Source organism: Pedobacter sp. AC190, from assembly GCF_979258025.1.
On the sequence record NZ_OZ409824.1, the window covers coordinates 4985012 to 5000801 of the forward strand.

Here is a 15790-nt window from a genome sequence, read left to right on the forward strand (position 1 = left end):
TATTTAATGGCACTAATTATGAAACCCATTGGCTGGGGATTTTCTATTGTATTCGATTGCCTGTTCTTTAAAAAGCAATCTTATTTTTATAAAAATATGGGATTAGGTTTTCGAAAGATACTTACCAACATCATTTTATATGACCTGATTATTTTTACTGTGATCATTATAATATGTTTTATATGCAGGAACTTTTTATTGACAGTGTTACCCATAAATTTAATCAACAAACAATATTAAACGGCGTTTTTATCAATTGCAAAATTGGAGAAGTTGTAGGCTTATTGGGCAGAAACGGAAGTGGGAAATCGACCTTATTAAAAATAATATTCGGCAGCACTGCAGCGGACTTTAAATTTCTGAAAATAAACGAAAAAATAATAGACAAGGGCTATCGATCTGGAGAAATTTCCTACCTACCTCAAGATAACTTTGTACCAAACAATGTTAAGCTTACACAAGCAATCGACATCTTCTGTAATCAGCATAAAGAAGAATTATTAAAACTTAGATTTGTAACTGATCACCTGCAAAGAAAATTCAGAACATTTTCGGGCGGAGAAAGTCGTTTTTTAGAATGCCTTTTAATGATTTATAGCGATACAAAATTTGTATTATTAGATGAACCATTTTCTCAGTTAGCACCATTACTTATTGAAGAGCTAAAACTACATATTAACTTCGCCAAACAGTTTAAAAGCTTTATTATTACGGACCATTATTATCGCTCTATTATAGATGTATCAGACAGAATTGTGCTTCTTCATAATGGGTGTAATTACAAAATAGAAAGCGTTGATGATTTAATTTTACATGGTTACCTACCACACACCAAAAATTAGCGAAAAGACTTATTTCATTTCAAAATTTTAAGCATAAAAAAAGACCAGCATAGCTGATCTGACCTAATAAATATTACCACAAGATACAAAAGGTTCTTATAAGAACATTAGGCTCTGTGCGTAAAAATTAAAACAATAGGTGTTTTACTGTTAAGCCGTTATTAATTAGTTGCTTTAAGGAGTCAATCCCAATTCTTAAGTGTGTTTCCACATACTTTTCTGTAACACTGCTATCGCTTTCTGCTGTTTTAACACCTTCAGGAATCATTGGCTGATCTGAAACTAAAAGTAAAGCACCAGCAGGAATTTTATTTGCAAATGCAGTAGTGAAAATTGTTGCAGTTTCCATATCAACAGCCATTGCTCTTAAAGTTTTTAAGTATTTCTTAAAATCTTTATCATGCTCCCAAACCCTTCTGTTTGTTGTATAACAAGTTCCTGTCCAGTAATCTCTGCCATGATCTCGGATTGTTGTAGATATTGCCTTCTGCAAAGCGAAAGCAGGTAATGCTGGCACTTCTGCAGGTAAGTAATCATTTGATGTTCCTTCGCCTCTGATTGCGGCAATTGGCAAAATTAAATCACCTAATTGGTTCTTCTTTTTCAAACCACCACATTTACCCAGAAACAATACTGCTTTTGGTTTTATAGCGGTTAATAAATCCATCATGGTTGCTGCAAGCGGACTACCCATACCAAAATTGATAATGGTTATGCCATTGGCTGTAACACTTTGCATAGGTTTATCCAGCCCCATAATTGGTGCGTTATCATTCCATTCAGAAAACATGGATACATATTTACTGAAATTAGTAAGCAAGATATAATCTCCAAACTGATCCAGAGGTCTTCCTGTATAACGAGGCAACCAGTTTTTAACAATTTCATCTTTCGACTTCAGTCCTGCTTTAACAGGTGTTTCTACCTCTTTAATTTTTTTTGATTTCTCTACAACTGCTTCGTCTTTTTTTACGTCTTTTTCTTCGTTCATATATTTTTATTCCTTTTAATAATATAAGACATTATTTTCAAATTAACAAATTCCATTTAAGCTTAGCGTTAACAATGCTTTAAATCGATCCATGTTCTCAAAATAAAAATCTTATTGTTAAAAAAAATCCCTCCCGATTTACGGGAAGGATTTGATTTTGTTTTATGCGACCTGCAACTTTTTAAAGTCGGCCTTTTCAAATTTCTCCATCGCGTAATCGAGGTCGATGTGTAATTCCTTGACATCTTTCTGGGTTGGTGTATCGAACATTGCATCAAGCATAATTGCTTCACAAATCGATCTTAAACCACGTGCCCCAAGTTTATATTCCATTGCCTTATCTACAATAAAATCTAAAACATCTTCATCAAAAATCAACTTAACATCTTCATAATCGAAAAGCTTTTCATATTGTTTAGTTAACGCATTTTTAGGCGCTGTTAAAATATTTCTTAGCGTTTCTTTATCCAGCGGATTTAAGTGAGAAAGAACAGGAATACGACCAATAAGTTCAGGAATTAACCCAAATGATTTTAAATCCTGAGGTGTAATGTACTTGTAAAGGTTTTTAAGATCTAATACCGTATCATCTTTCTTCGTTTTAAAACCTACCGCCTGTGTACGTAAGCGGTTTGCAATTTTACGTTCGATGCCATCAAATGCTCCACCACAGATAAATAAAATGTTATTTGTATTTACTGGAATCATTTTCTGATCTGGATGTTTACGACCTCCCTGAGGTGGAACGTTTACAATTGTACCTTCTAAAATCTTCAACAATGCCTGCTGAACACCTTCGCCCGATACATCACGTGTAATGGACGGATTATCGCTTTTACGAGCAACTTTATCCACCTCATCAATATATACTATTCCACGTTCGGCAGCGGCAACATCATAATCTGCAGCCTGCAATAAGCGGGTTAATATACTTTCAACATCTTCACCTACATAACCAGCTTCAGTTAAAACGGTTGCATCGCAAATACAGAAAGGTACATGCAAAATTTTAGCAATTGTTTTAGCTAAAAGTGTTTTACCTGTTCCAGTTTCGCCAACCAGCATAATATTCGATTTTTCAATCTCAATCTCGTCTTTATCAATTTTTTGATTTAAACGTTTGTAGTGGTTGTAAACTGCTACCGATAAAACCTTTTTGGCATCATCCTGACCAATAACGTATTGATCAAGATGCTGCTTAATTTCAAGCGGCTTTAAAAGTGTTAATGTTGACTGAATACCTTTGCTATTTTTTGTACCCAATTCTTGAGCAAGCAATTGATTCGCCTGTGTAACGCATTTATCGCAGATAAACGCATCCATGCCTTCAATTAACATTAAAGTTTCATGCTTGCCCGAATGGCAGAATGAACAACGGGATTCTTTATTTTGTTTCGCCATTTTTTCTTGCGTTTCTCGATAATACTTCATCAATCATACCAAATCCTTTGGCTTCTTCAGCACTCATCCAGTAATCACGATCAGAAGCTTTTTCTACCCAATCATAAGTTTGACCAGAATGCTCTGAAATAATATCGTATAATTCTTTCTTCAATTTTAACATTTCTCTCAAGTTGATCTCCATATCCGAAGCAACACCTTGTGCACCTCCAGATGGTTGGTGAATCATTACTCTTGAGTGTGGCAAAGCGGAGCGTTTACCTTCTGCACCTGCAACCAATAAAACAGCGCCCATCGATGCTGCCATACCTGTACAAATTGTAGCCACATCTGGCTGAATGTACTGCATGGTATCGTAAATACCTAAACCTGCATAAACAGAACCACCTGGCGAGTTAATGTAAATCTGAATGTCTCTTTCTGCATCTGTTGATTGTAAAAACAACAATTGAGCTTGAATAATATTGGCATTCTGATCATAAATTGCATCACCTAAAAAGATGATACGATCCATCATTAATCTCGAAAAAACATCCATTTGAGCTACGTTCAACTGGCGTTCTTCTATAATATAAGGCGTCATGTTCTGAGGGTTCATATTAGCCTGTGCAATAAATTTATCTACATGTAAACCACCAATTCCCTGATGTTTAACGGCAAATTTCCTGAATTCTTGTGAATCTATGTTCATAGTCGTGTCTTGCGTTTGAAGTTTAGCTTATAGTTTCGAATAACTCATGGCTAAACAAGATTAAAATTTTAACTATTTTTTTCTATAGGTGGTTAATTTTCATGCCAATTTATCTATTTATCCTTTAATGTAAAGCAATTCTGTTGCGGAAATTAAAATCTTGCTTTTTAAAGATAAAACAAATTAAGAATAAGAATATCCGTAAGATATGCAATACTCAATAAATGAACAAATTAACCCAAAAAATAATTAAATTTTCCGTAGAAAGTCTGTATATAATAAGAGCAACCCATTGAGTTGCTCTTATTATATGAATATCTAAAAGACTGACATTTGGTCAGCCGTTGTGATTATTTTTTATCTAAAGCGATAAATTTATCGTAATCAATTGCTTTATCATCTAAAGTAACAATCGATTTGATTTGCTCGAAAGTTTTTAGCGCCTTTACTTCTTCGAAAGTGCGGTTAGCATTTTCTTTTTCTTGCAAAAACTGAACAGCATATTGTGCCAATTGATCTTCAGGAAGCGGACTTGGGCTGTACATTCTGAATTGAGCATCTAATTTAGCTTTAGCAGCGGCAACTACATCTTCGTATTTAATTTCGATGCTGTTATCTTTTATGATTTTGTTTTCGATTAAAGTCCATTTAAGGTTTTTAGCAAAATCATCATAACCTTCTGCCAATTCTTCATCAGTTAATTTTTCGTTTGTTGCTTTTAACCAACGACGTAAAAATTCATCAGGTAATTCAAAACTATGTTTTTCTAAAAGTTGCTCATAAATATCGTTCGATAATTTACGCTCAGCATCTTGTTTAAACATGCCTTCAACTTCTTCTGTAATTTTTTCTCTGAAACCAGCTTCGTCAGTTACTGTACCTTCGCCAAATAACTTATCAAAAAACTCCTGGTTTAAGTCTGATTCTTCTAAACGGTTAACATTTTTAACGACCAATTTGAAATCAGCTTTCAATTCTGTAGCAGCTTCTTCTGAGATATTTAAAGCTTTAGCAACTGCCGCAGCATCTTCAAGTGCTTTTTGAATATCGATAGTTACTTCAGCATCTTTCTTTAAACCAACTAACGATTTAAGAATTTTTTTATCTTTAATCTGATCTAAACGTAATGTTGCAGCGTTGGTAATACCACCTTCTAAAACAGAACCATCAGCATCTAGTTGAGTTAATTCGGCATATAAAACATCTTCCTCAGTAGACACTTCTGGATTAGTCATTTTGCCATAACTACGACGGATATTTTTGATACGATTTTCTAAAGTTTCTTTATCAGCCTTAATAACATACTGTATAAATTTATCTTTAGATGAAATATTAACATCAAAAGCAGGCGCTAAACCTAATTCGTAATCAAATTCGAATTCATCTGTGTTATCCCATTTAAATTCTCTTTCGTTATTAATTGCAGGTAACGGTTGACCCAAAATTTCTAATTTCTGCTCAGCGATGTAATTAGATAGCGTATCATTTAATAAATTATTAACTTCTTCTACCAAGATACTTTTGCCATACATTCTTTTAATGTGGGCCGCAGGCACCATTCCTTTACGGAAACCAGGCAATTGTGCTTTTTTTGCTTGATCTTTAATGGCTTTATCCACTTTACCAGTATAATCTGCAGGTGCGATTTTGATTTTTACAACAGCATTTAAGTTGCCGGTTTTTTCCTGTGTAATATTCATTTTCTTTTGAATCAGTGTTTTAAAAAACAAAACCGTTCCGATGTTTAAATCGAAACGGCCTTTATCTTATTGTGCGGAAGAAGGGACTCGAACCCCCACGCCGTGAAGCGCCAGATCCTAAGTCTGGTGCGGCTACCAATTACGCCACTTCCGCAGTTAGGATGTATTAAGGACTGCAAAGATAGAAATCAGAATCAATTTTCAAAAAATAATTGAAACATTTTCTGAATTATTTTACTCAATCGAAGCTAAGTCGCTAATCCTAAGCGAGAATAATTTTTAAAGCTTTACCATTGATACATCTACAAGATCAGGTCCGCCCTCTAAAGGATAGCCCGAAACCTTTTTTCCTTTTATCGTAACCTTCTTATCCAAATATGGATCCAGGCTAAAAGTACTTTTCAATGCGTAAGTTTTATTTTCGGTTTTTAACACATGGGTTCCGTATTGAAAGGTTGACATGCCCAGCTTTTGAATTGTTCCAGTTGCGGTAACCCGAGTGGCTGTATCTGAATCTTTCATTGATGTACAACTTGAAATAACTGCAACAAACAGAGAAAATATTAATATTTTTTTCATAATAGGTGATTTATGGGTATTACAATTTTAGTAAAAACAGCTCAATTTTAATAATAAAGTATTGCGTAAATTGAAGATCAAAATTTTATTGTCCCTTAATATCCGTAACTTCAATGAGTTCAGGGCCACCTTCTAATGGATAACCTGGTACTTTAGTCCCTTTGATAATAACTTGCCTATCCAGATAATTATCTAAATTTATACTTGTGCTTTTTATAGAATATACCTGTCCCCGCATTTTAATGCTGTGGCTGCCATATCTAAAGGGCGTTAAACCTAGTTTTTCAACTCTTCCCGTTAAAGTAATGGTTTTACCATTATCGGCTGCATTCATTATGCTACCGCAGCTTGATAAGGCTACAATGGCAAGCATTAACATTAATATTTTTTTCATAGTAACGGGGAACGAAATGATTTATGTATGTACAATTTACAAAATCAAAACGAATTAGGGCTAATAAAGTTCTTTCTGAAACTCGAAAAAATATTGAACAGCTTTTACTAAACGACTTCCATACCAACTAAACATTTCGCCATCTACAAGCATAATTTTAGCTTCGGGTAAAGCTTCCTGAATTTCTTCAATATGTTTTTCTTTGAAAGGATAAGGTTCTGAGGATAATAATATGAGCTGAGGATTTAGTGCTTCGAGCTTTTTTAGCGTAATTTCTGGATAACGTTCTGCATCAATTACATTCGTTATTCCATTGGATACTAAGACATCGTTAATAAAAGTATTTTTACCAGCAGCCATATAAGGTTTTCGCCAAATTAGATAGGCTGCCTTTTTATCGATCCTATTTTGAAGTGCAAGTGTTTTTAAATCGTTAAAACCAGCAGAAATTAGATGATTTAAGTAAGCAGCTTCTGGCGACCGATCGACTAACTCTCCTATGTCGCTAATGGCCTTCATGGCATCATCCAAGGTGAAAATATCGCTCATCCAAACTGGAAAAAACTGAGACAATTCTTCTATATCGCTTTGCGTATTTTCTTCTTTATTACCAATAATTAAATCGGGTTTTAAATCTTTAATTAAATCGATGTTAAGTTTTTTTGTTCCTCCAACCTTAGTCCGCTCAGCAAATTTTTCTATCGGATGGATACAAAACTTTGTTAAACCGATAATTTCTTTATCCAGCCCTAAGTCGAAAAGCAGTTCTGTTTGAGAAGGTACAATTGAAACAATTCTTTTGGGCGGAAAGTTAACGGTTACCTCCTGCCCCATTCCATCTGTAAAAGATTTTTGCATTTTACAAAGATAGTTGGTTAGTTGGTTAGTTGGTTAGTTGGTTAGTTGGTTAGTTGGTTAGTTGGTTAGTTGGTTAGTTGGTTAGTTGGTTAGTTGGTTAGTTGGTTAGTTGGTTAGATTTGAAAATCTTTCTATTTAATGGTTTAATCAAAGTGGCATTTTTTTTTACCAAAAAACTAAAAAACAAAACATCCAAAAAACTAAAAAACAAAACATCCAAAAAACTAAAAAACAATGTTTTAATCGTACTTTAAAGTATCAACAGCCTTTATTTTTGCTACACGATATGTTTGTAAACTTATGGTTATAACCGCGATGGCTATTATAAATATTGCAGATAATATAAATATTGTATAATCTATACTTGTTCTCAGTTCAAATTTTTGCAGCCATTTATCCATGATAAAATAAGCTATTGGTAAGGCAATAATTATGGCAAGTAATATTAGTTTAATAAAACTTTTCGAAAGCAAAATCATTAATTCATTAACAGATGCGCCTAAAATTTTCCGAATACTAACTTCTTTCATTCTCTGCGTGGTGCTAAATGATGATAAACCAAATAAACCCAAACATGATATAAAAATTGCCAATCCGCCGAAAAGATTTGCCAGCGTACTTAAAATTCTTTCTTTTTTCAATTTATCTTCATTCAGGCTATCAATAAATTTTATCTCTACAGGGAAATTTGGATTAATTTCTTTTATAACATCGCTAATCGTTTGAACGCTTTTAGTTAAGCTTTCTTTTGGATTTAAGCGGATCGTTATTACATCACTTATATCGGCAAATGCGATAACCATTGGAGGCACAATTTTACTTGGATTATCCCAAATAATATCCTCGAAAATGCCAATAACATTTCGCTTATCGCCTTGATAAGAAATGGTTTTTCCAACGGGATTATTTAATCTCATCAGCTTAAGTGCAGTTTTACTTAGTAATATGGCTGAAGTATCAGAAGCGAATTTCTCGCTAAAATCTCTCCCATAAAGTAGTTTGATGTTCGAAGTTTTCAGAAAATCGTATGTTGTAAAAATCTGATCGAAATCAATAAGCTTATCACTTTCGTTCATACCATCCCAAATCAAGCCTCTTGTTGTACTATTTTTGCTCGATAAACTTCCAGATGATTGTGCCACCGAAATAGCCGCATTACTGGAGAGTAGTTTACTTTTTAACAAATTGAATTTTTGATAAAGCATTCCTTCATGCGGAATTTCTATTAAACCGTTGGATTGGTATCCGATTGGCTTATTATTTATAAACTGAATTTGCTTGTAGATCGTAATTGTTGCAACAATAAGTATAATTGAAAAGCTAAATTGAATAATTACTAAAATCTGCCTAAATGTTAGCGAATAACCATTCGTAAAATTTAAGGTTTTTTTAAGTGCCTTAATTGCATTAAAACCCGACAGGTAAAAAGAAGGATAACTTCCAGAAATGATCCCCGTTGCGATAAATACACCACAAATTAAAATCCAGTTCGCTGGACTTAAATAGTTAAATACGATTTCAATATCCAATAATTGATTAAATTTTGGAAGGGCAAATTCTAAAAGAATAATGCTTACCAAAATGCTAATAAATGTTAGCATAAAAGATTCAATCATGAACTGAAAAATTAAATCGGTTCGTGTTGCACCCATTGTTTTCTTTACACCGATTTCTTTTCCCCTGCTCTGAGTGCTTGCGGTGGCTAAATTCATAAAATTAATGCAAGCTATCAGCAAAATCCCAAGAGATAACCCAACAAGCAATTGTACTTGTTTTATATTGCCACCATTACTTTTACCGTTAGCAAATTCTCCGTATAAATGCAATTTTGTTAAAGGATAAATAAATACTTCTTCTTTAGCATTTGGATAATGTTTACCTACATAGCCCTTTAATTTTAAATTAAAAGCATTAATATCTGTATGATCTCCCAGTTTAAGTAAAGTATAATAGTCATGGTTCCCCCAGTTTGGTTTTTTTGGCCAAACGTTTAAATTTTCATATAGTTTAAACGTTGTCAAAGTTTCGAAGCCGTAAGTAATATTGGTTGGCAGGTCCTTTATTACGCCTGTCACTTTTAATTCAGCTTGATTTTCGAAACGGATGTTTTGGTTAACAACGTCTGTTTTGCCAAATATTTTCCTTGCCGAACTTTCGGTTAAAATGATAGAGTTAGGTTCGTTAAGTGCATTAATTGAATTTCCACTGATGAATTTAAAATTGAAAAGCTTTAAAAAATCAGCATCAACATATCGATTATTTAGTTTTAAACTATTTTCTTTTGTTGAGATTAATCTTTTGTACAAATTAGTTACCCTTGAGCCGTCCAAAACTTCAGAGAAATCGCCTTTTAGCGATTCGAGCATAACATTTTGTGTCAAATCAATTGTTCTGGTGATATTTCCGTTCCCATCTTTAAAATTAATCATCGCCTGATATAGATTTTGGGAATTCCTATATTGTTTATCGTAGTTCCACTCGTATTGAGCGTATAGTATCAGTAATAAACATGACGCTAAACCAATAGCTAATCCTCCAATATTAATAAAAGTATAAACCTTATTTTTATAGAGATTTCTTATTGCAATTTTTAAGTTTAACCTGAACATTTTGAATGATTTTAAATGCTAGTCTAATTTATTTTAAAACATTTTCAACTCTGATGTCATCTTTAACAACGCCATCTGCAATATTTAAAATTCGGCTACCATATTCTGCATTTTTCTCAGAATGTGTAACCTGGATTATAGTAATACCATCTTCTTTATTTAATTTCTGAAAAAGCTGCATAATTTCTTCTGCCTGTGCCGATTGAAGATTACCAGTTGGCTCATCGGCTAAAATAATTGATGGTTGCGCCGCCAATGCTCTGGCAATACCGACTAATTGTTGTTGGCCGCCTGAAAGTTGATTAGGGAATAAGTCTTTTTTTGCAACGATGTTAAACCGATCTAACAAATTAGCAATTCTGCTTGCTCGTTCGGAACTACCAACCTTCTTATAAAGCAATGGCGCTTCAATGTTTTCGTAAACCGTCATCTCATCAATTAAGTGATAAGCCTGAAAAACGAAACCAATATGATTACGATAAAGCTCGATACGTTTACGTTCATTTAAACTGGTTACATTTTCGCCCATAAACTCATAATCGCCATAAGTTGGCTCTTCGAGCATCCCTAAAATATTCAAAAGCGTAGATTTTCCTGCTCCTGATGGTCCCATTATAGAAACAAATTCGCCTTGTTTTATGGTTGTAGTTACATGACGCAGAACGTAATGTTTAATGCCTTTGCTCGAATAGTATTTTTCTATGTTTTTTAGTTCTATCATTTTTTGAGTTTTACGTGGTAAGTTTTAAGTTATATGTATTAAAAACGTACAACTTAAAACGTATAATTTATTACTTATTCATATTTAAGTGCATCAATTGTATTTGCATTTGCTGCTTTAAAAGAGCGAAAGCTTACGGTAATTAAAGTAATCAGCATTGAGATTACCATTGCTAAAGCGAATGGCCAAATGCCCAAATCTATTCGGTAAGCAAAGCTGTTTAACCATTTAGACACGAACAAGTAAGCCAATGGCCAGGCTATTAAATTTGCTATGAAAACCATTAACAAAAACGAGCCGTTGAGCATTTTAACCAACTCGAAGGTAGATGCGCCCAATACTTTTCTAATGGCTACTTCTCGGGTTCTTTGCGTTGCTACAAATGAGATCAATCCAAATAATCCGATGAAGGAAATAAAAATAATTACGCCTGCAAAAACCTTAAACAAAACGCCCATTATAAGCTCACTTTCGTAATAACTATTAATGTTATCATTTACGAAATTTGAATCGAAAATACCATTAGGAAATGTATCGCTCCAAACCGCATTTATTTCCTTCATAGCCGGCATAATTTGTTTGCTATCTATTTTTATAGCAACATTCCAATAATCACGTTTGCCAGGAAAGATTGCAAGTCCGGAGATATTTTCTTTTAATGATTTATCATTATAGTCTTTTACCACTCCCGTAATTGCGACTACATTCCCACTTGCATTTATAACCTTACCTAAAGCATCTTCAGGCTTTAGGATATTCATTTTTTTAAGAAAGGTTTCGTTAACCACGCAGCCATTGGCCGTATCGCTTTTAGCAAATATTTTACCAGCAATAATTTTTAGATCAAAGAGTTTGAAGTAATTCTCATCTGATCTAACAGTTCGAAGTTCAAAATCTTTATTCTTTACACCGTTGTAAGTAAAATCAGTTGAATTTACATTAGAAGATAATGGAGGTGATTGGCAAAAGCTTAATATTTCAACACCTGGAATCTGCAAAACCCGCTCTTTAAAGGTATTAACTTTCATTTTGCTTAAGCTATCTCCTGGAATACCAACCATGGCAACTGCATTTGAGTTAAAACCTAAGGATTTTCCCTGTACATATGCCATTTGCCTGATGATCACTAAAGTTCCGATAATTAAGATTACTGTTATTGAAAACTGAACAACAACCAAAATTTTCCGGAGGCTTAAGCCGTTTCCATTTAATGCAATTTTATTTTTTATAGCAAGTGCTACATTAAAATCTGAAATAATCAAAGCGGGATAAAAACCTGCAAGAAAGGCTACAAATACAGCTAAAAGCCCCATAAATAAAAATATTACCGGCTGTCCGAAAAGACTAAATTGAACCTGACCTTTAAAAAGATTTTGCATTGGTGGGATTGCCAGTTCAGTAAGGACGCCAGCAATTAATAGAGCCATTAAACTTACCGCAAAAGTTTCTGTTAAAAACTGAGCGATTAATTGCTTACGTCTGCTTCCCATAACTTTGCGAACACCAACTTCTTTAGAACGATTTACGGATTGTGCCGTACTTAAATTTATGAAATTGATACAGGCTGTTAGTATCAGAAATAACCCGATTATCGCCAAACCATAAATTTTATTTTCACCAATCGTTGAATCAGCAAAATTGTCGTACCGTTCGCTAAAGTGGATGGCTCTTAGCGGTTGAAGGATATTGGTTTGGTTACCGGCAATTTTTTCAATTGGGTAATATTTTTTATTAAATTTATCTAATGTTGATTCAATATCAACAGGTGTTAAGCCATCTTTCAACAATACGTAACTTGATGAACTGGAATTTACCGAATCCCAGTTTACGTTGTCTCGGCCATAATAAGTCACATAACTAACCACGATTCCAAGCGGAAAACTACTATTTTGAGGCATATCCTGTATTACACCAGTTACTCTTAAATTAACACGAGTACCCATTGCAATTGTTTTACCAACCGCGTTTTCTATCGTTCCAAAAAATTTAATGGCATAGGCTTTTGTAAGTACAACTGTATTTGGTTCGGAAAGCGCTTGACGAGCTTTACCTTGCTCCCACCTGATGTCTTGAAAAACCTCAAAAAAATCGGGATCAGCATAATAAACTGGCTCCTGAGTTTTAATAATTTCACGACCTGTTTTATCATTTACATGAAAAATATCTCCACGTTTTACAATAGAACCTACTTTTTCAAATCCTGCAATCTCATTCCTGGCTGCCGCCATAAAAGGTATCGGAACACCGGCAGAATAATCGTCAAAAGCATTGTATTTCCAATTGGTTACAACTCTAAAAATTCTATCCTCATTTTTAAACCCTTCATCAAAACTTAGTTGGTACCTGATGAAAATAAAAATCAAAATACAACTTGCCATCCCGATAGATAAACCAAGTACATTGATCAGCGTATAACCTTTATTTTTCCAAAGATTTCGCCAGGCGATTTTTAAGTTTAATTTGAACATATTTGGGTTATTGGTTATGTGTTACCTGTTACGAGTCCATACTTTCAACTGGTAACCCGCAACTGTTAACTCGCTTTTATTCATATTTAAGTGCATCAATTGTATTTGCCTTTGCTGCTTTAAAAGAGCGGAAGCTTACGGTAATTAAAGTAATCAGCATTGAGATTACCATAGCTAAAGCGAATGGCCAAATACTCAAATCTATCCGATAGGTAAAAGTTGATAACCATTTTGACACGAATAAATAAGCTAGCGGCCAGGCTACTAAATTCGCAATGAAAACCATCAGTAAAAATGAACCATTTAGCATTTTAACCAACTCTAAAGTAGTTGCACCTAATACTTTTCTAATGGCTACTTCTCGGGTTCTTTGCGTTGCTACAAATGATATCAGTCCAAATAATCCGATGAAGGAAATAAAAATAATTACTCCTGCAAAAACCTTAAACAATACGCCCATTACACGTTCTGTTTCGTAGTACTTGCTAATATCATCATCAACAAATGATGAGGAGTAAAAATTTTCCGGGTAGGTTTCGTTCCAGATTTTCTCAATTTGCGGCATGATCGACAGTATTTGTTTGCTGTCCATTTTAACTGCCAGGTTTTTATAATTTTCTTTAATAGAAGTAATCACTATAGGTGAAATTGGTTCGTGCAAACTTAAATTATTAAAATCTTTCACTACACCAACTATTGTCCCAGTTTTACCCCAAATGGTCATTTTCTTACCTAGCGCCTCATTAAAATCGACCACATTAAGTTTTCTTAACAGGGTTTCATTTACTACTATTTCTTTAAGGGTATCACTTTTAGAAAATCCTTTGCCGGCTGCAAAAGTTAAACTAAATGTTTTAAAATAATTTTCGTCGGCAAGTTTTGTATTTGCCTGGAAACTTGCCTTTTCTGTTCCATTATATCTGAAATTGCTTTCATTATTATTAGATGATGATGGTGGATTTCGACAAAAACTTGTAAATAACACCCCAGGAATTTTGGAAATTCTTTCTTGCAAAATCTGATATTTCATTACGCTTAAACTATCGTTACGAACACTTACCAATGCTATTGCTGATGGATTAAATCCTAATGGTTTTTCTCGCATGTAGTTCATTTGTTTTAACACCACTAGCGTACCAATTATTAAAATTACTGTAATTGAAAACTGAACCACAACCAGAATTTTGCGCAAGCTTAGGCCGCCTGCATTTGCCGTAATTTTATTTTTAATGGCTAAAGCAGGACTAAATCCCGACATAACCATTGCAGGGTAAAACCCAGCCAAGAAACTTACCACAAGCACCAAACCAACCATAAAAACAAGAATACTTGGATTACTGATGATGCTGAAAGAAATGTCGTCATGAAACAGGCTTTTCATACCAGGCAATGCAACTTCGGTTAAAACACAGGCAAAAAGTAATGCAAATACACTTATGGTTAATGTTTCGGTTAGAAATTGAACAATTAATTGTTTCCTTAAACTGCCCATTACTTTACGTACGCCAACTTCTTTACTCCTACTTACCGCTTGCGCAGTTGCCAAATTAATAAAGTTGATACAAGCCGTTAGCAGTAAGAAAGCGCCTATGATTGCCAAACCATAAAGTTCTTTTTTTGGCATTGTCTTATTCGCAAAGTTGCCAAGATTTTCGTTGTAATGAATATCGCTTAAAGCCTGAAAGCCATTTTGTTCTTTAAACGCTAAATCTTTATGGAAATATTTTTCAGAGAATTTAGGCAGTATGCTAGCCACTTCTTCAATTGAAACACCTTTTTTCAACATGAAATAACATTCATCGTTTGATGATGTAGATCCCCATTCTTTAAAATTAGGGCCGTTGTAATTTTTAAAGGTTTGATAAGAAACAATTATGTTTAATGGAAAAGAGGTGTTTTCGGGTATGTCCTGCAAAATACCAGTAACGGTAAAATCTTCTCTGTTTTGAAAATTGATGGTTTTACCAAGGGCAATGTTCCAATTTCCAAAAAGTTTAGTGGCCATATCTTTTGATAAAACAACCGTGTTTGGCTGGCTTAATGATTGAAGAGGATTACCTTGTAACCATTCGAAATTCATAATTTGAAAAAACTCTGGCTCAGCATAAAAAACATCTTCCAAACTTTTTATGCGGTCTTTTCCAGCAGCATCTTTAACCTTTATTATTCCACCGTCTTGACGAATGGCGGCGACTTTTTCTATTTGGTTTTTGAAATCATTTCTTAACGCTGCAGGCGCGGGTTGCGGTACCCCTTGCGATTCCTCAAATCCATCGGAAGTGGTCCAATTGGTTGTTAATCGATAAATTCTATCTTCATTTTTAAAACCTTCATCAAAACTCATTTGATAACGAATAAAGATGAAAATCAAAATACAGCTCGCCATCCCGATAGATAAGCCGAGGATATTGATGAATGTATAGCCCTTGTTTTTCCAAAGGTTTCGCCAGGCGATTTTTAAGTTTAATTTGAACATATTTGGGTTATTGGTTATGTGTTACCTGTTACGAGCCCATTACACTGGTAACCCGCAACT

Annotated in this window: 12 protein-coding genes and 1 tRNA gene; 1 reads left to right on the plus strand and 12 read right to left on the minus strand. The window is 34.1% G+C overall.

Translation table 11 applies throughout. From position 1 onward, the window contains the following. The first annotated feature begins 182 nt into the window (after positions 1-182). On the plus strand, positions 183-842 hold the full coding sequence (locus tag ACZZZI_RS21745; RefSeq protein ID WP_463491364.1) for an ATP-binding cassette domain-containing protein: 660 nt from the start codon (positions 183-185) through the stop codon (positions 840-842). Between the two features lie 127 nt (positions 843-969). On the opposite strand, the gene ACZZZI_RS21750 is transcribed toward ACZZZI_RS21745, so the two are convergent. From ACZZZI_RS21750 to ACZZZI_RS21805, 12 genes are all read right to left on the minus strand, one after another. Continuing rightward, entirely contained in the window at positions 970-1833 is an 864-nt protein-coding gene (locus ACZZZI_RS21750) for an AMP nucleosidase (RefSeq protein ID WP_316756982.1), read from the minus strand. Between the two features lie 162 nt (positions 1834-1995). Then, positions 1996-3234 carry an ATP-dependent Clp protease ATP-binding subunit ClpX gene (clpX, locus tag ACZZZI_RS21755; RefSeq protein WP_316756980.1) on the minus strand — a complete coding sequence of 413 codons (1239 nt, stop codon included), beginning with the start codon at positions 3232-3234 and terminating at the stop codon, positions 1996-1998. Next, positions 3218-3925 carry an ATP-dependent Clp endopeptidase proteolytic subunit ClpP gene (clpP, locus tag ACZZZI_RS21760; RefSeq protein WP_316756978.1) on the minus strand — a complete coding sequence of 236 codons (708 nt, stop codon included), beginning with the start codon at positions 3923-3925 and terminating at the stop codon, positions 3218-3220. The genes clpX and clpP overlap by 17 nt, the downstream gene beginning before the upstream one ends. A 350-nt stretch (positions 3926-4275) precedes the next feature. Further along, positions 4276-5625: a trigger factor gene (gene tig, locus ACZZZI_RS21765; protein ID WP_463491367.1), complete on the minus strand. Its 1350-nt coding sequence runs from the start codon at positions 5623-5625 to the stop codon at positions 4276-4278. Positions 5626-5697: 72 nt separating this feature from the next. Beyond that, positions 5698-5779: transfer RNA gene (locus tag ACZZZI_RS21770), tRNA-Leu, on the minus strand. 125 nt (positions 5780-5904) lie between these two features. Beyond that, a complete protein-coding gene (locus tag ACZZZI_RS21775; RefSeq protein WP_463491369.1) occupies positions 5905-6204 on the minus strand; it encodes a hypothetical protein in 300 nt (99 codons plus the stop codon). Positions 6205-6289: 85 nt separating this feature from the next. After that, positions 6290-6598 (minus strand): hypothetical protein, encoded by a 309-nt coding sequence (locus tag ACZZZI_RS21780; protein ID WP_424059280.1) that lies wholly within the window; start codon positions 6596-6598, stop codon positions 6290-6292. A gap of 60 nt (positions 6599-6658) precedes the next feature. Next, entirely contained in the window at positions 6659-7456 is a 798-nt protein-coding gene (locus ACZZZI_RS21785) for a helical backbone metal receptor (RefSeq protein ID WP_316756972.1), read from the minus strand. A gap of 239 nt (positions 7457-7695) precedes the next feature. Further along, complete coding sequence (locus tag ACZZZI_RS21790) at positions 7696-10065, minus strand: ABC transporter permease (RefSeq protein ID WP_463491372.1); 2370 nt, start codon at positions 10063-10065, stop codon at positions 7696-7698. Between the two features lie 28 nt (positions 10066-10093). Beyond that, entirely contained in the window at positions 10094-10786 is a 693-nt protein-coding gene (locus ACZZZI_RS21795) for an ABC transporter ATP-binding protein (RefSeq protein ID WP_316756968.1), read from the minus strand. A 74-nt stretch (positions 10787-10860) separates the two neighbouring features. Then, positions 10861-13254, minus strand: a complete 2394-nt coding sequence (locus tag ACZZZI_RS21800; RefSeq protein WP_463491374.1) for an ABC transporter permease — start codon at positions 13252-13254, stop codon at positions 10861-10863. Between the two features lie 76 nt (positions 13255-13330). Further along, on the minus strand, positions 13331-15730 hold the full coding sequence (locus ACZZZI_RS21805) for an ABC transporter permease (protein WP_316756964.1): 2400 nt from the start codon (positions 15728-15730) through the stop codon (positions 13331-13333). Positions 15731-15790: the final 60 nt, after the last annotated feature.